This window comes from Phaeovulum sp. (assembly GCF_047638075.1).
Classification (GTDB): Bacteria; Pseudomonadota; Alphaproteobacteria; order Rhodobacterales; family Rhodobacteraceae; genus UBA6197.
Window position 1 is genome coordinate 23,646 of record NZ_JBLJBV010000056.1, and the last position, 17,401, is coordinate 41,046.

General features: G+C 58.8%; 13 protein-coding genes. 6 read left to right on the forward strand and 7 right to left on the reverse strand.

Going from position 1 to position 17,401, the window contains the following annotated elements:
- Nucleotides 1-236: 236 nt before the first annotated feature.
- The 3 genes from rpoD to ACM62R_RS08515 form a co-directional block, all read right to left on the reverse strand.
- Nucleotides 237-2,228: an RNA polymerase sigma factor RpoD gene (gene rpoD, locus ACM62R_RS08505; RefSeq protein ID WP_415183623.1), complete on the reverse strand. Its 1,992-nt coding sequence runs from the start codon at nucleotides 2,226-2,228 to the stop codon at nucleotides 237-239.
- 141 nt (nucleotides 2,229-2,369) lie between these two features.
- Entirely contained in the window at nucleotides 2,370-4,334 is a 1,965-nt protein-coding gene (gene dnaG / locus ACM62R_RS08510; RefSeq protein WP_415183624.1) for a DNA primase, read from the reverse strand.
- Between the two features lie 131 nt (nucleotides 4,335-4,465).
- Nucleotides 4,466-5,896 carry a Glu/Leu/Phe/Val family dehydrogenase gene (locus ACM62R_RS08515; RefSeq protein WP_415183625.1) on the reverse strand — a complete coding sequence of 477 codons (1,431 nt, stop codon included), beginning with the start codon at nucleotides 5,894-5,896 and terminating at the stop codon, nucleotides 4,466-4,468.
- 408 nt (nucleotides 5,897-6,304) lie between these two features.
- Between ACM62R_RS08515 and ACM62R_RS08520 the strand changes: the two genes are divergently transcribed.
- From ACM62R_RS08520 to ACM62R_RS08530, 3 genes are read left to right on the forward strand one after another with little or no spacing between them, the layout of a single operon-like run.
- Nucleotides 6,305-7,996 (forward strand): pilus assembly protein TadG-related protein, encoded by a 1,692-nt coding sequence (locus ACM62R_RS08520; protein WP_415183626.1) that lies wholly within the window; start codon nucleotides 6,305-6,307, stop codon nucleotides 7,994-7,996.
- Entirely contained in the window at nucleotides 7,996-8,553 is a 558-nt protein-coding gene (locus ACM62R_RS08525) for a TadE/TadG family type IV pilus assembly protein (RefSeq protein ID WP_415183627.1), read from the forward strand. Before ACM62R_RS08520 ends, ACM62R_RS08525 begins: the two co-directional genes overlap by 1 nt.
- Nucleotides 8,553-9,179 (forward strand): hypothetical protein, encoded by a 627-nt coding sequence (locus ACM62R_RS08530; protein ID WP_415183628.1) that lies wholly within the window; start codon nucleotides 8,553-8,555, stop codon nucleotides 9,177-9,179. The genes ACM62R_RS08525 and ACM62R_RS08530 overlap by 1 nt, the downstream gene beginning before the upstream one ends.
- A gap of 152 nt (nucleotides 9,180-9,331) precedes the next feature.
- On the opposite strand, the gene ACM62R_RS08535 is transcribed toward ACM62R_RS08530, so the two are convergent.
- Nucleotides 9,332-9,919 carry a TetR family transcriptional regulator gene (locus tag ACM62R_RS08535; protein ID WP_415183629.1) on the reverse strand — a complete coding sequence of 196 codons (588 nt, stop codon included), beginning with the start codon at nucleotides 9,917-9,919 and terminating at the stop codon, nucleotides 9,332-9,334.
- A 159-nt stretch (nucleotides 9,920-10,078) separates the two neighbouring features.
- On the opposite strand from ACM62R_RS08535, the gene ACM62R_RS08540 reads away from it, so the two are divergent.
- The gene (locus ACM62R_RS08540) at nucleotides 10,079-10,327 is read left to right on the forward strand and encodes a hypothetical protein (protein WP_415183630.1); all 249 of its coding nucleotides are present in this window, start codon (nucleotides 10,079-10,081) and stop codon (nucleotides 10,325-10,327) included.
- A gap of 86 nt (nucleotides 10,328-10,413) precedes the next feature.
- Complete coding sequence (locus ACM62R_RS08545) at nucleotides 10,414-11,730, forward strand: homoserine dehydrogenase (protein WP_415183631.1); 1,317 nt, start codon at nucleotides 10,414-10,416, stop codon at nucleotides 11,728-11,730.
- A gap of 22 nt (nucleotides 11,731-11,752) precedes the next feature.
- Here ACM62R_RS08545 and ACM62R_RS08550 read toward each other — a convergent pair whose 3' ends face one another.
- The 3 genes from ACM62R_RS08550 to ACM62R_RS08560 form a co-directional block, all read right to left on the reverse strand.
- Complete coding sequence (locus tag ACM62R_RS08550; RefSeq protein ID WP_415183632.1) at nucleotides 11,753-13,093, reverse strand: HlyD family type I secretion periplasmic adaptor subunit; 1,341 nt, start codon at nucleotides 13,091-13,093, stop codon at nucleotides 11,753-11,755.
- Complete coding sequence (locus ACM62R_RS08555; RefSeq protein WP_415183637.1) at nucleotides 13,086-14,984, reverse strand: type I secretion system permease/ATPase; 1,899 nt, start codon at nucleotides 14,982-14,984, stop codon at nucleotides 13,086-13,088. The genes ACM62R_RS08550 and ACM62R_RS08555 overlap by 8 nt, the downstream gene beginning before the upstream one ends.
- A gap of 155 nt (nucleotides 14,985-15,139) precedes the next feature.
- Nucleotides 15,140-17,173, reverse strand: coding sequence for a type I secretion protein ATPase (locus ACM62R_RS08560; protein ID WP_415183633.1), 2,034 nt, complete (start codon nucleotides 17,171-17,173; stop codon nucleotides 15,140-15,142).
- Nucleotides 17,174-17,216: 43 nt separating this feature from the next.
- Here ACM62R_RS08560 and ACM62R_RS08565 point away from each other — a divergent pair.
- Nucleotides 17,217-17,401, forward strand: a 185-nt coding sequence (locus tag ACM62R_RS08565; protein ID WP_415183634.1) for a hypothetical protein, incomplete at its 3' end; no start/stop codon positions are given.

A 17,401-nucleotide genomic window follows, 5' to 3' on the forward strand; every position in this document is an offset into this window, starting at 1 on the left:
TACCGCCTCATGTCGGGTGTTTCCCCCCGTTACCCACAAAACTATAGGGGCAACGCGATGCGTTGGGTAGATTGAATTTTCGGCCACAAGATGCGGGGGTGACGGGTGTGGCGGTGAAGACTCAGTTGCGGGGCCGGGCCGTTGGAAAGTGCCCCGTTGAAAGGGTGCGGCCCCTGACTCGATTTTCAGCTCTGCCCCCGCAAAAACAAAAGGCGCCCGGATCGGGCGCCTTGAGTTTACTGGTCAAGAAAGCTGCGCAATTTGCGCGACCTGCTTGGATGTTTCAGTTTCCGCAGTGCTTTTGCCTCAATTTGGCGGATACGTTCGCGGGTGACGCTGAATTGCTGGCCCACTTCTTCCAACGTGTGGTCCGTGTTCATGCCAATTCCGAAACGCATCCGCAGCACACGTTCTTCGCGCGGGGTAAGGGAGGCCAGAACGCGGGTCGTGGTTTCCTTCAAGTTTTCCTGAATTGCGGAATCCAGCGGCAAAACAGCATTCTTGTCTTCGATGAAATCGCCAAGCTGGCTGTCTTCCTCGTCACCGATCGGCGTTTCAAGGCTGATCGGCTCTTTGGCGATTTTCATCACCTTGCGCACCTTTTCAAGCGGCATTTGCAGCTTTTCGGCCAGCTCTTCCGGGGTCGGTTCGCGGCCGATCTCGTGCAGCATCTGGCGCCCGGTGCGGACCAGTTTGTTGATCGTCTCGATCATGTGTACCGGAATACGGATGGTGCGGGCCTGATCCGCAATGCTGCGGGTAATCGCCTGGCGGATCCACCACGTTGCATAAGTGCTGAATTTGTAGCCGCGGCGGTATTCAAACTTGTCCACGGCCTTCATCAGGCCAATGTTGCCTTCCTGAATCAGGTCAAGAAATTGCAGGCCACGGTTCGTATATTTCTTGGCGATCGAGATAACCAGACGAAGGTTTGCTTCGACCATTTCCTTTTTCGCCTGACGGGCCTCTTTTTCACCCTTCTGGACCTGGTTCACGATCCGGCGGAATTCCTGAATGTCGACGCCCACATACTGGCCAACCTGCGCCATTTCGGCGCGCAGATCCTCGACCTTGCTGCGTGATTTTTCGATCAGCGCCTGCCAACCCCGACCGGGTTTTTCGTCCATCCGGTCCAGCCACGCGGGGTCCAGTTCATAGCCGCGGTATTCGTCGATGAATTCGCGGCGGTTGATCCTTGCTGCATCGGCCAGTTTCACCATGCCGCTGTCGATCGACATGATCTTGCGGTTGATCCCGTAAAGCTGGTCGATCAGCGCTTCGATCCGGTTGTTGTGCAGATGCAGTTCATTCACGAACACCACAATTTCCGCGCGCAGCTTTTGATAGGCGGCCTCTGCCTCTTTCGAGAAACTGTCATCTTCGTTCAATGTGGCTGACATGCGAAGATCCTGCATTTCAGCCAGCATGATATAATCACGCGCAATAAGTTCGAGCGTTTCCAGAACCTTGGGCTTTAGCGCGGCTTCCATGGCGGCCAAAGACATGTTGGCGCCTTCGTCATCCTCATCGTCGTCATCGTCGGCTGCGGTGATCGGGTTGCCATCCGCATCTTTCTCGGGTTCGGCACCCGACTGGCGAGCGCTGGAGGCGGCGCTGTTGTCAAGGCCCCCCACTACCGGCTCGTCTTGGTCTTCGTCATCCTCCATCGACCGCCCGAAGGTGGTTTCAAGGTCGATCACATCACGCAGCAAAATGTCTTCGCTAAGCAGTTCGTCGCGCCAGATGGTGATGGCCTGAAAGGTCAACGGGCTTTCGCACAGGCCCGCGATCATTGTGTTGCGGCCGGCTTCTATGCGCTTGGCGATGGCAATTTCGCCTTCACGCGACAGCAGTTCGACCGAGCCCATTTCGCGCAGATACATGCGCACCGGGTCATCGGTGCGGTCCAGTGTTTCGGTCGTGGTGGTCGAAACGGCCACCTCGCGCGAAGCTGATACCTGAACCAGTTCGCCGCCCGTCTCGCCTTCTTCGGCCTCATCGTTTTCGATAACATTGATGCCCATTTCCGACAGCATCGACATCACGTCTTCGATCTGTTCGGATGAGGCATGTTCCGGCGGCAGCGCGGCATTCAGCTGATCATAGGTGATGTAGCCCCGCTCACGCGCGTCTGCGATCATCTTTTTGACGGCAGCCTGACTCATATCAAGCGTTTCTTCACCATCCTGATCGTCTGGTTTGCTGTCGTCGATGTCTTTGGCAGCCATGGGCGCTCCTCGGGTCGAATGGGGACACAGGGTCACTGGGTCAGCGGCGGTAGGGCGGACAGAATCGAATCACGTCCTCGGGTTTTATCGAATCACGCAGGCGAATCACAGGGGGGCCGAAGGTCAGCGTGATGACGGGTGTCAGTTCTGGCGGCGATCCTTGCGCCAGACCTGACCGTCGATCAGGCTTTGCAGATGCGCTGACAGCGCCTTTCGGTCTTCGCCCATATCACTCGTATCGTCCAGGTTGCTACGTTCGGCCTGATGCCGGGCCTGCGCCGATTGCGCCAGCCGCCATGTCACCCCTTCATCGGCAAGACCGGTCAAATCCTCCATCGCGTCTTCAATCTCGGCATGCGCAGCCCGACGGGCCTCCAGTTTCGCCATTTCTTCGGCCAGGCACATCTTGGCCAGGTCAGGGTCTGCGTCTGGTTGCACGGGCGGCGCAATCCGCACATGGGGCAGATGCAGCAGCTTTTCAAGCGCTGCGCCCGCTTCGGCAAGGATATGTTCACGGATCGACGTCGGTTCCGCATGCGCATGGCGCAGCAGCACATGGCGCAGCGTCTCATGGTCCGCATCGTGCAGCGCAATCATTTCAAGCTGGCTTTCGAACCGCGCCACAAGGCCCGGATGCGCCGCGCATATAGCCAGTATCATCGCCTCGCGCAAATGCTCCTCAACGCCCGGCCCTGACGCCGCCACCAACATCGACAGTTTCGTTGACGCCATCGGCGGCGCGGGGGGGGGCAGCCATTTGCCGTTGCGGTCGCGGCTGCCGCGCACCGCGGCTACCGCTGCGCCCCCCGGTCGGGCGCGGCGTGCGCCAAACAGGTCTTGCCGCAGGCGTTGAATTTCATCGCCGTAATGCGCCCGGATCGAGGGGTCGGTAATCCGCTTGATCGCCGCGCGCAGGGTCTTGTCCAGTGCAGCCTTGCGTTCAGGGCTGTCAAAGTTGCGGCCTTCGGTTTCGCGCTGCCAGAGCAAGTCCACCATCGGGCGCGCATCCTCGATGACCTTTTGCATCGCCCCGGCACCGCCGGCGCGGATCAGATCATCGGGGTCCTGCCCGCCCGGCAACACCGCAAACCGCACTCCCTGCCCCGCCTCCAAAAGCGGCAGCGCAAGGTCAATGACCCGCAGGGCCGCGCGCATGCCGGCCGTATCGCCATCCAGTGCAATCACCGGCTCTGGGTGGATGCGCCACAACATGCGCAGCTGATCCTCGGTCACGGCGGTGCCCAGTGGGGCCACGGCGCCGCCAAATCCCGCCTCGACCAGCGCGATCACATCCATATAACCCTCGGCCACGATCAGCGGCTGACCCTTGCCGCAGGCCTCGCGGGCGGGGCCGTGGTTGTAAAGGCTCCGACCTTTGTCAAAAAGCTCGGTCTCGGGGCTGTTAAGGTATTTTGCGTACGCATTCGGGTCCATTGCCCGCCCGCCAAGACCAATGCAGCGGCCCCGCGCGTCGCGGATCGGATAGATGATCCGGCCGCGGAAGCGATCATAAGGCTCGCCACCATCATCAGGCCGTGCCGCCAGTCCGGCATCGACAATCAGATCGGGCGCAATACCCTTAGCCTTCAGCGCCTGAAACAATCCCTGCCGCTGATCGGGCGCAAAGCCAATCTCGAACCGGTCCTGCGCGCCCTGCCCCAGCTTGCGCCGCGCCAGATAATCGCGCGCGTCCGCACCGGCGGCGGTCTGCAATTGCATCCGGTAATGGCGCACCGCCTCGTCCATGACCTGCGCCAGTTCCGTGCGCCGGTCGGCGCGCTGCGCCGCCTGCGGGTCACGCGCCGGCATCTGCATCCCGGCCTCTCGGGCAAGAATCTCGATCGCCTCCATGAAGCCGACATTTTCGGTCTCTCGAACAAAGCTGACCGCGTCACCCTTGGCATGGCAGCCAAAGCAATAATAATAACCCTTCCGGTCATCCACATGAAAAGACGCGGATTTTTCCTGATGGAACGGGCACGGCGCCCACATGTCACCCTTGGCCTGATTGGATTTACGCTGATCCCACATGACTTTGCGCCCGACCACCTGAGAGATCGAGACACGGGTTCGCAGTTCATCCAGAAAACCGGGGGGTAAGCTCATCCCTCTATATTGGCCCGTCTAGGGCAAGAGTCCATGGGCATGTGCGACGCCCCCGGCAAGGATGCCTTACCTGAACAAAAGCCAACCAAGCTTTTTCCAGGCTGGCGCATCCGTGCCGGGGATTTTCGCATTTACAGCCCTTTCGAGCGATAGCTTTGTGCCACCCGGTCGATGGCTACAATATAGGCGGCCATACGCAAATCGGTAACTTCCGGTCGCCCGTGCCAAATTTCGCGCATGGACTGATAGGCGATGCGCATCGTGTCATCCAACCCAGAACGGACCAGTTCCAGCTCTCCCGATCCGGTCAGGAAACGGCGCTTGAAATTGGGCGACAGCGTCCAGCCAAGGCCCTTATCGGCACTTAACCGTTCCAGTTCCTCGACCAGCAACCGTGACCGCGCCTCTTCTGCGCGGCGCTGCATCCGGCCAAAACGGATATGCGACAGGTTCTTGACCCATTCAAAATAGGACACCGTCACCCCGCCTGCGTTGGCAAACATATCGGGGATGATGATACAGCCTTTTGCGCGCAAGATTTCATCGGCACCCGCAGTAATCGGCCCGTTTGCAGCCTCGATGATCAGCGGAGCCTGAATACGCGCGGCGTTCCCCAGATTGATCACCCCCTCCATTGCGGCGGGAATGAGGATATCACATTCCGCCTCAAGCAAGCTTGCGCCCTCGGGGACATAGGTTCCCACGGGGCATCCCTTGACCCCGCCCTTGGCGCGCAAATGCTCCAGCACAGCGTCGATGTCCAACCCCTTGTCGTCCCATAGGCCGCCATCGTGTTCGACGACACCGACCAACTTGCAGCCGTCTTCATTGGCCAGGAACCGTGCCGCATGACTGCCGACATTGCCCAAGCCCTGCACGATAACGCGCTTGCCGTCCAATGTGCCTGACAGCCCCGCCAAGGCCATATCTTCGGGGTGCCGGAAAAATTCGTGTAGCCCGTATTGCACACCGCGGCCCGTCGCCTCGATCCGGCCCTGAATACCACCGGCATTCAACGGCTTGCCGGTTACACAGGCACGCGCGTTGATGTCAGTGGTGTTCATCCGCGCGTATTGATCCACGATCCAGGCCATTTCGCGTTCACCGGTGCCCATATCGGGTGCAGGCACGTTCTGGGCCGGATTGATCAGGTCACGCTTGATCAGCTCATACGCAAAGCGACGGGTGATCTGCTCCATCTCGTTGGCTTCCCACGCCTTGGGATCAACGCAAAGGCCCCCTTTCGCACCACCAAAAGGCGTTTCCACCAGCGCGCATTTATAGGTCATCAGCGCCGCGAGCGCCTCAACCTCGTCCTGGTTGACGCCCAGCGAAAAGCGGATCCCGCCTTTTACCGGTTCCATATGCTCGGAGTGGACAGACCGATAGCCGGTAAAGGTTTCGATCTTGCCGCGCAAACGCACCCCAAAGCGCACCGTATACGTTGAATTGCAGACCCGGATCTTCTCGACCAGGCCCGGCCCGAGGTCCATCACCGCAACCGCGCGATTGAACATCATATCAACTGATTGGCGAAAACTCGGCTCTTTTAACGAACTCATGGATCCCTCCCGTGAATGCATGCACCGGCGCCTTTGACGCGGCGCCGCACCCTTGCAAGCGTAGGCCCAATTCAATATCCGCGCCAAGGGCAAACGGCGAATCACCCGCAACTTACGGCAGTTTGTAGTCGCTACCCCAATCAACATTGGGCAAGTTGCGCCACAGGTCCTGCCAAAACATTAATCAGATTGTTCGGTTTTCAGACCGCAGCGAAACAACGCCGTAGAGAACGGCGGAATCGTCGCCACGTCAGCACCAATCACGGCAAAGCTGCCGTTTACTTGCCTCATTTTTGCCCTAAGACTTGGGGTACATGGGTCTTGCGCGACAGTTGTGCCAAGATCCGCTGCCATCATTGTTACTGCGACAATTGACTGCACGATAAATCGCCCGAAGAAAGAAGCAAAATGACGAAGATCATGGGTTTATTTGGGGCATTGCCTTCCAGTTGGCGTATCGGCCGCGGCCTCGCTGCCTTTCGTCGTGCAGAAGACGGATCATTACTGATCCTCAGCCTGTTCATTTTCATCATCATGCTGATCTCGACCGGGGTAGCGATCGACCTCATCCGCCAAGAGGAACGCCGCGCGCTGATTCAAAGCACGCTTGACCGTGCGGTACTGGCGGCTGCGGACCTGAACCAGTCGCTAAGCCCCGAAGACGTGGTAGCCGACTATTTCGCCAAAAGCGGGCTTGAGCACCTTGACGTGACGCCGATCGTCCAAGAGGGCGACTACAAGGAATGGCGTTCGGTCGAAGCCACGATCAAGGATAACATGCCAACCCTGTTTGGCGACCTTGTCGGAATGAAATCACTGCCGATCAAAACCCAAAGCCGCGCCGAGGAAAGCATCGGCAACGTCGAAATCTCGATGGTTCTGGATGTGTCGGGCTCTATGAATGACAAGGTTAGCCTATCCGGGGGCAAAAGCACCACTCGTATTGCACTCTTGAAAGAGGCCGGGAAGGACTTTGTCGACACGATGTTCAAGACCGTGCAGCCCCCGGATTCGATACCGGGCAAGCTGAGCATCTCTGTCGTGCCCTATAACCAACAGGTCACACTGGGCACGACACTGGCCAGCAAATTCAACATCAGCACAGAGCACATGCAAAATAGCTGCGTCGACCTTCCACGCGACACATTCTCGTCGACCGGCATCAACCCCGTGACATTCCTTGCCCGTGCGATGTATGGCGACAGTTTCGACTATTGGGGTAACGACGGGTTTGGGCTTCAAACAAATAACAACATTCTGAACTGCCCCAATGACAGCAGAAATACCGTCATGCCATTGGCTGACAAAGCCAGCACAATCAAAACCAAGATCGGCAATCTTTACGCCAACGGCGATACCGCGATCGACTATGGTGCGAAATGGGGTGTGGCGCTTCTGGACCCGGCCGCGCAACCAGCCGTAACCGCGCTGATCACTGACGGCGTTATTGACGGCACACTGGCTGAACGCCCGTTTCACTATGGTGAAGCCTTGGCAACCAGTGGTGACAAAAGGTCAATGAAGGTTCTGGTGTTGATGACCGACGGCCAGAACACCCGGACCTATTCAACCAAGACGCCTTTCCGCACCGGCGATTCGCCGTTGGTGACGACCAACGGAAATAAGAGCAATTCCGACCTAAGCACCAAATATCTTTTCTACTTTGACGAAACCAAGGGTTCAAAACCGTATTACAGCTTCGACGAAAAGAAGTGGAAATCGGCAAATGATGTCAAAGCACATGTTACCATTCCCTACGAAAATATCTGGGCCAAGGGCTGGACGCTGCAATATGTGATCAAGAACTATCTGAACAAGCCTTTTTCAGGAAGCGACAGCGCGATTTATGCCGAAATGGCGGAACAGTCGGAGTTTGACGACAAGGACACCGATCTGAATAAACTTTGCACCGCGGCAAAGGCACCTGGAACCGAAATCATCATCTTTACCGTGGCGGTGGACGCACCAGCGGCCGGCCAGACCGTGCTGAACAAATGCGCGACCGCGCCGGCCTATGCGTTCAACGTTACCAGTAACGACATGAAAACCGCGTTCTCCAGCATCGCGTCTGCGATCAACGCATTGAGGCTGACCAACTGATGCAACGGCTTATTTGCAGGCTTGGCACGCGCGCCCGTCAGTTTTGGCGAAAAGAGGACGGCGCGTCGACCATCCCTGCGGTTATGTTTTTGCCGTTTTTCATCATCCTGATGTTCTCGGGGGTGGAACTGGGCGTGCTCATGCTGCGTCAGACGTTAATGGACAGGGGCGTTGATATGTCGGTACGCCTGCTGCGGCTTGGCGCGCCGATGCCCACCCATGAACAGTTGAAGCGCTCAATTTGCAGTAATATCGGCTTTATACCGAATTGCATGAATGATCTGAGCGTCGAAATTTATGCGGTGGACAAGGCAACCTGGACAAGCAGCCAGGCCGGAACCTCTGTCACCTGCATTGACCGGGCCGCCACCGAGCCGCCACCGCCAACCACACTGGAACGGGGTGCATCGGATCAGTTGATGCTGCTGCGCGCGTGTTTGAAGGTCGATCCGATGATGCCGACTACCGGCTTGGGTGGTGCGCTGACCAAAACGGGTGACGGCAGTATCGCCCTGATTGTCACAACGGCTTTTGTCAACGAACCGAGGAAAAACTGATGGGCCCGCTAAAGCGCCTTGGCCGTTGGCTGCGTGGGTGGAACGACGACACCACCGGGTCAATGCCCATCGAGGGGATCATGGGCTTTTTGCTGCTGATCGGCTGGTTCATGGTGTCATTCCAGTTTTACGACGCATTCCGTTTGAAGGCGGTGAACGCAAAGGCCGCCTATACGATCGCTGACCTGCTTTCGCGCGAAAAAGGGCAGATCGGGCCAAAGTACATTCAGGGAATGCAAAAGGTCTTTGACTTTGTGACCAACTCGCGCGGGCGAAGCTGGATCCGTGTCACATCAATTCGATGGGATGATGACCTTAATAAATATCGGGTGGAATATTCCCATGCCAGCAAACCGGGGATCGATTCTTACACCGACGTATCGCTGAACAAAGAGGCCTACCGCATTCCGCTCATGCCGGTGGGCGACACAGCGATCATCGTGGAAACCTCAATGCGTTACACGCCAATTTTTACGAACACCCAAAATTCGCTGCACATCGGTGGCACGGATGAAGGGGGCAACAAACTGTTCACCCAGATCGGGCTGACTGATGCCATCAGATTTTCAAACTTTGTCGTGACCCGGCCCCGCGGCCCCCGCGTCGTCTGGGATAGCAGCTTCTGAGACAGTGTCAGTTGGGCCAAACCGCCCACCGGCGCGGCAAACGGGCGTCTTCATACCCGCCGGGGCAATAACGCGTCAAGGTGGACGGCTATCACAGGGCCGTCGCGCCTCAATCGGTAAACCCTTACCAACAAGAAAACGGCTGCGCGCAGTCAGGCACCCACGGCCTTGCGCACCATATCCCAGTAGATGTCTTCGACCGCACCACGGTCAAGCCGCCCATCTTCGCGAAACCAGCCGGTGACACCGGTCAGCATGGCGATGATCGCCAGCGTTGCCAGCTTTGCATCTGACAGCACAAATGCGCCCGCCGCTTGGCCCTGTTCAAGAATAGCCTGCAACGCATCTTCGTAACGGCGGCGCAAGGCTTCGATGGTCGTGAAATGCTGGGGCGACAGGTTGCGCAGCTCCATATAGGATAGAAAAACAGCCTGCGCACAGTTCAGATTGAAACGGATGTGAAACCGCACAAACTGTTCCAGTTTCTTGTGCGGATCTGCGGGCATGGGTTCGGCATCCAACGCCGCCAACAGCTTGTCCATATGTGTTTTGAGCAGTTCGAACAGCAATGTTTCTTTATCGGGGGTGTATAGGTATAGCGCCCCCGCCTGCACCCCCACTGCCGCCGCAATCTGGCGCATCGACACCGCGGCAAAGCCGTGCCGCGCAAACAATCGTTCGGCCTCAACCCGAATGCGAGGGCCAGTGATTTGTGATTGAGAGCCGATTTTGCGTGCCATGGCGGCAAACTATATGAACACTCGTTCAATATCAAACCCGCCCAGCACACCACGCCGGGAAACGCCCCTTGTCGGCAGCCAGCGCACGCCACCCGGCATTGGCTATAGCCAAGCGTTGCGCCCCGCCCTATTGTCACCCCCGATCATCCCCGAGGCCCTATGTTCCGCCCTGCCCTTGCCCCCTCAACCGCCCTGGTCGTTTGTGCCCTGCTGGTCGCGTGCACGACCCAGCCCCAGACCGCCGATGCGCCCTACCCCAGCCTGTTGCCGCTTGATAGCATTTTGGTTGAGGCAGAGCCGCCCATCGACCCGACCGACAGTCTTGACGCGCGCGCCACGGACCTGCGCGCGCGGGCTACGGGGCTGCGCGGGCCCGTCATTCCCCCTGATAGCATGCCCGGCACCTGAGCTTTCTTTGCGCCATCGCCCCTGCGCGTTGCAAGCCTGCGTCCAAACCGCTAACACAGCCCCGACACAAAGTTCAGGAGCATCCCATGTCCCAGCCCTCCGGCCCTGCCCAGCGTTCTGGCGTCCCTCTGCGCCTTGGCATTGCCGGTTTGGGCACCGTCGGTATTGGCGTTGTGAAAATTGTGCAGCGCCACGCTGATCTGTTGGCCGCCCGCACGGGCCGCCCTATCACGATCACGGCCATAACCGCGCGTGACCGCACCAAAAACCGCGATGCCGACTTGTCGGGTTATGCGTGGGTCGAGGATGCGGTAACGCTGGCGCAGCGCCCGGATGTCGACATTTTCATCGAACTGATGGGCGGGCATGAAGGCGCCGCAAACGCCTCGCTCAGGGCAGCAATTGCCAGCGGCAAGGACGTTGTCACCGCCAATAAGGCGCTATTGGCCCATCACGGTCACGCGCTGGCACTGATGGCCGAGGCGGCGGGCCAAGTGATCCGATTTGAGGCCGCAGTGGCCGGCGGCATACCGGTCGTGAAATCCCTGACCGAAGGGTTGGCCGGCAACGGCATGCGCCGCGTGATGGGGGTGATGAACGGCACTTGCAACTATATCCTGACGCGGATGGAAAGCGCGGGCCTGCCCTACGACCAGGTCTTTGAAGAGGCCCGCCAACTGGGCTATCTGGAAGCGGACCCCAACCTTGACGTAGGCGGCATTGACGCAGCCCACAAACTGAGCCTGCTGGCGGCAATCGCCTTTGGGACAAAGGTTTGCTTCGACAAGGTCGAGTTGGAAGGTATTGGCCGGATTTCCATTGACGATATCCGCCGCGCCGGAGACATGGGCTACAAGATCAAGCTTCTTGGTGTTGCCCAGATGACGGGGCGGGGGCTGGAACAGCGTATGACCCCCTGCCTTGTCCCCATGGCCAGCCCCTTTGGCACGCTGACGGGCGGCACCAATATGGTGGTGCTGGAAGGCGATAGCGTCGGTCAGATCGTGCTACGCGGCCCCGGCGCGGGCGAAGGCCCCACCGCCAGCGCTGTCATGTCTGATGTGGTGGAAATAGCGCGCGGCACCCGCCTGCCCACCTTTGGCCAACCGGCCTGCACGCTTGTTGACCCGATCCCGGCCAAAGCCACAGCACCCGCACCCTATTATCTACGGCTGGAATTATTGGACAAGCCGGGTGCGCTGGCCAAGGTTGCGACCGTGCTGGGCGATGAGGGGATTTCGATCGACCGGATGCGGCAATACGGCCACGAGAATACCTCTGCGCCAGTGCTGATCGTCACCCATAAAACCACACGCGACGCGATCAACCATGCCATCAACCGGCTGCCCAGCACAAATGTCGTTCAGGACGTTCCAGTAGCCATCCGCATCGAAGAGGTCTGACCCCGCACTGACCCCAAAAAGTTTACTGTTCGCGAAAGGCGCGGATCATGCTGTCGGTGATGGGCTTCATCAGGTATTGCACGAATGTGCGTGACTGCGTCTGGATCATGATTTCCGCAGGCATCCCCGGTGTTGGGGTAAAGCCGCGCACCCGGTTGAATTCCGTGGGCGACACGGACACCCGCGCCACATAGATTTCACGCGGCACCTGCTGGGTCTTGTCCAAAATGGCATCGGCCGAAACATAAAAAACCGTCCCCTCCAGGATCGGCGTCGTGCGCCGGTTCAGGGCGGTCAACCGCACCGTCGCGGCCTGCCCTTTGCGCACCACATCAATTTCGGTTCTGGGGATCATGACCTCAATGATCAACGCCTCGCCCGTCGGCAGGATTTCGGCAATGACCTTGCCGCTTTCCACCACGCCGCCCGCAGTATGGTAATGCAGCCGCACCACCGTTCCGGCGACAGGGGCCAACACGGCCACGCGCTTAAGCACGCTTTGCGCTTTCACGACCTGTTCGCGGACGCCTTCCAGTTCTGACTGAACGATCTGCAACTTGTCCAGCGCGGCACTTTGATGTTCGCTAAGGGTCTGCGCAATCTGCGCGTCATACCTTTTACTGACCTCGGTGATCTCGTTGATCTCGGCCATCAGACGGCCAACCTGCCCTTCGGCGTCAGCAATCGCGCGGCGGATCGTGTTGACCTCGGATCGGCGGATCAGCCCGGTATCGAGCAATTGCTGTTTGCTGTCATAATCCTCGCGCAGAAGGTCCAACTGAATACGCATCGCGCCCAGTTGCTGTTCGTAGCCGACCGCCCGCACCTTCAGCGCCTCGATGCTTTGGGTCAGCAGCGTGATGTCATTGTCAAGCTGTTGCGACGCCGCGTTGAAGATGATGGTCTGCGCATCCAGCATCGAGGCCACATCATAATCCGCCCGCAGCGCGTCAAGTTCGGGCGGGTAGGTCAGATTGCTTTTCCGGTCATATTCGGCCAGAATCCGCGCCTCCATGGCCTCCAGCCGGACCTTGCGCAAGAACAGTTCGCGTTCGGTAGCGACGGCTGCGGTTTCATCCAGCAGCAAAATCGGCTGGCCAGCGTCGACATGATCGCCCTCTGCCACAAGGATCTGTTTGATGATCCCCCCTTCAAGATGCTGGACGATCTTGTTGCTGCCGGTCGCCACGAAGCTGCCTTGTGAGATGACAGCGGCGGCCAGTGGCGCACGAAACGCCCAAAATCCGAACCCCCCGAACGTGGCTGCCAGCAACACAAACCCGAAAGTCACGAATTTCGACACCGATCTGGGAACTTCGGCATACCATTCGGGGGGCTCGGTATAGACGGTGACATCAGACATTTGGCGGCCCTCCGGTCTGGCCCTGAACGGTTTGGGTGCCTTTCCTGCTACGGTTGGCAAGTTGCAAAAGCACCTCCTGCCGTTTGCCGAACAGCGCGATATTGCCGTCAGCCAGCAACATGATCTTGTCGACCACGCTCAGCAATGACGGCTTTTGCGTGATTACCGCCACGGTGATGCCGCTTTCGCCCGCCTGTTTGATGGCCGTGGCCAACGCCCTGTCACCCGCGGTATCCAGGTTCGAATTGGGCTCATCCAGCACCACAAACCGCGGATTGCCAAAGAACGCACGGGCAAGCGCGATGCGCTGCTTTTGCCCGCCCGACAGCGGCGAGCCATCGGCAGAAACCATGGTTTCATATCCATGCGGCAGCAGCGCAATCATTTCATGCACATCGGCCAATACAGCGGCGCGGTGAATGTATTCGTCGCGGGCGTCGGCGCGCATCCGGGCGATGTTGGCCTTGATCGTGCCGGGAAACAGCTGCACATCCTGCGGCAGGTAGCCGATGGATTCGCCCAGCTGACGGTCATCCCAGTTGCGCAGATCCATCAGATCTATCCGCACATTGCCCGAGGTAGGCAGGATCGACCCAACCAGCATCTTGCCCAGCGTCGTCTTGCCCGCCCCCGAATTGCCGATGATCGCCAGCGACTCGCCAGGGCTGAGGCTAAAGCTGAGACCATTCAGGATAACCTGTTTCGTCCCCGCCGGAACATATAGCAGCCGCTCCACATTCAACCGCCCTTCGGGGCGCGGCAGGCGCAGCTTTTCAAACCGCTGCACCGAATTTTCCATCAGGCGGGTCACTCTGCCATAGGCGGCGCGCGACAGGATAAAGCCGTTCCAACCCTCGATAGAGCCCTCAATCGGGGCTAGCGCCCGGCCCGCGATGATGGATGCCGCAATCACCATGCCGCCGGTGATCTGCCCCTCGATTGCCAGATAGGCGCCCCAACCCAGCATGCCGATCTGCGTCAGCAACCGCACCCCGCGCGAAAAAGCCGCCCAGATGATGTTACGATCCTGCGCGATAACCTGAAACCGCAACGAATTCGCGGTGTCGCGGCCCCAAAGGGCCACGGCCTCGGGCACCATGGCAAGGGCGTTGATGATCTGGCTGTTGCGCGACATTGAATCAAGATGCATGTTCGCCCGGCTTTGGGCCATGTTCGCCTCGGCAAAGGGTTTTGACGTGGCCTTTTGGTTGATCAGGGCAATTACCATCAGCAAAAGCGCGGTTCCAACCACGATCAGCCCCAGATGCGGGTGCACCAGAAAAATCACGACAACAAAAACCGGTGCGAACGGCACGTCCAGAAATGAGATCAGCGTGCCAGAGACCAGAAAACCACGCAGTTGTTGCAGATCGCCCAGCGTCTGATATTCGCGCCCGTTATCATGTAGCGATGAACGCGCCGCCGCGCTTAGAACCGGGGCGCCAAGACGAACCGCAATTTCCACGGCCGTTCGCATCAGAATGAACCGCCGCACCGCATCAAAGATCGCCTGCAAGATCACCGCACCAGCGATAACCACCGTCAGCATGATCAGCGTTTCCAGCGACCGGCTGGTCAGTACCCGGTCCGAAATCTGAAACAGGTAAACCGGAATGGCCAGCACCAGAAGATTGGTGGCGCAGGTCAGAACCATCACGAACCCGATGTTGCGCGCCACCGCCTGCTTGCCCTTGCGCAGCGCTGTGACAAACTGATCAGGGTTGGAGCGGCGATGAAATTTCGGTGTGGGCGCACCGCCGCCACCATCACCCCCACTTCCTCCGGTGGTTTTAGGAGGGGCACCGCCCGTATCGGGTTTCAGGATCGGGCCGGTTGAGCCCTCGATCTGCATGCCTTCCAGCACTTGTGCGTCCCTTCGGCTTTTGAACATCGGCTCCGCCCGTAGATCGGGCGTCAGGCGCAGGGTTTCTTGGCGTTTGGCGGCAGGCCGGCGCGGCTGGTCGTTGCCGGGGTTTTCGGACGTCACAGGCTGCGTCACGTCACCAAAGGCGGAGCGTTCATTCAACGTCATAAGTTCTGTCCCTGTCAGGCGAGCATTGTTTGCATTATGTCTGGTGTCTGTGCGTAGTCAGTCATGGGCGGCGTGATGACGGCACCGTCAGACACGTCTGGCCCCAGCATGTCATCGGCCAGAAACACCACCGCTTCGCTTGTCAGTGCCGTCAGGCCGACGCCCAGCGGATGGGCATCGGTATCAATCAGCCCGGCCTGATACAGCAGCGCGTCGTCATAGACATCGCCGCCGACCATCACCTTGGAATCCACGCCGTATTGTTCGATCGACGCCATATTGATTGTCGCATTGGACCCGGTCGTGACCGTCACGGGCCCGCCGCTTGCCATCTGAAAATTGTCCAACGCCAGATGCACCTGATCGGAATCGCCCAGCACATTGGTCTGATCAATCCGGTTGATCGTCGTCATATCGCCGCTGATGTAGAGCACGCGCAAAATGTCGACGCCCTCAAAGACGCTGTCATGGGCCACGCTTTGGTCAAGCGTCAGGCCGCCGTCTGCCAGTTTCTCTGAGGCTTTCGCGAAATTGTCCTGCATCGCGCCATAAGCGTCGATCCCCACGGAATTGATCGAGACCCCGTTGAACAGCAGGTTATCGCCAAAGCTGAACGCGATTGGCTGCATACCTGAATAAGACACCGTGTCATTGTCGATCAGCACGTTGATCTGGCTGACCTGGTTGATCGAAATCAGGTTGCCCCCGATCAGGATCAGATCGTAACCATAGCCGATCTCTGCCAGATTGACGCCATTGGCGATCGTATTTTCGCCCAGCCCGATATAGGTATTGGTGCTGGAAAACGCGATATCGGCGCGGTCGTTATCCGTCATGAAGCTGAACTGCTGCACCCAGTTGACGGCCAGCACATCGCCGTCAATCCGCGTCACTGCCCAGTTTGCGGGCAGGCTGGGGTCACTGGCCGACTGTTCGGCACTGTCATCAACCGGCGGCGCCGACGAGGTGCGCGACAGGGTCGCGCTGTTGTAGCTGGCTGAACCGATGGCGCCTGTGGCGCCCGAAAAACTGGTATGTTCCACCAACAGATTGGTCTGGCTGATCATATTCAGATTGATCACGTCGCCCATCACCGAAATCACCGGCGCGTCCAGCCAGGAAACAAAGATACTGGCATCGTTGACAAGCGTATTTGCGCCCGACACAACCTCATGACCGGGGGCCAGTTTGAACTGATCGCCCGCATCCGAAGGGTCATCCAGCCCCTCATAGGGGTCGCGCGTATATGCAGCATCGGCGGGCGCTTCGGCATCATCGCTGTCAGTGTCTTGGGCTTCGTCGTCGCCGTTCTTCTTTTGAAGATACGCGGGCATCACATCATCAAGACTTGTCACGGTCTCAACGCTTGCGCCGTTCTCGTATATCCCAAAGGCGGCGGCCCCGTGCTGGACGACAACGGTTGATCCGCTCAGGCCAATATCGCTGACCTCCCCCATGGCCTGATAAAGCGCGACGCCATAGTCATGGACGCTTTCGCCCAAGACGGGAAAATCGGTGCCGCTGGCTGCGCCAAGCGCCTTTGCCACGGTGAAATAATCTTGCAACTCGGCGCGAAAATGGCCGGGGTCTGTGAACTCGATGTTGCTGTCTGCGGTCAGCAACAGGTCGTTATCCTCCATCATCCCATATTGATAGGTGATCGTGACGACGCTTCCCGGCGGCTCCAGCACCAGAAGCGGCTGCCCCTGCGCGGTGTCATGATAAAGCAGATACTGTGCGCCGACCGGCCCGGCACCCTCGATCGGATGCCAATAGGGCTGCGGAAACCCGAACCACCCCGCAAAAAAGCCTTGCGGCGGTGCGACCGATGTTACCGCTAGATCACTATACTGCACCCCCGGAATGAATTCATCGGGCGTAAAAGCGGCGCGTAGCATCAGCGCGCCCCCTTCTAGCGGAGTGATGTCTGGCTCGGCCTGTTTAAGCGCCAGAAACTTCAGATACTCATCGCGCATCCGGCCTTCTTCGACCGTGATTTGAAAGATACCGATCATATGCGCGACCATTTCGGTCACTTTGTCGAGCATCGTCCCAGCCCTCTTTGCAATCAGAACAGTCGCCAACCCGGCTATGTTCACCTATGTCGCAAGAAATTTCGCAGCGGTGATCGAATGCATCGTTCCGAAAAGCCCGAGCCCGGATTTCGCCGGGCTCGGGCATTTCATGTTGCGGCTTATGACCCGTCGCTATCGTCCCCGATATAGCTTGTCTTATGCTGAACCCGGCTCCTACAGTATGAAGGAGCCACTGCCCGC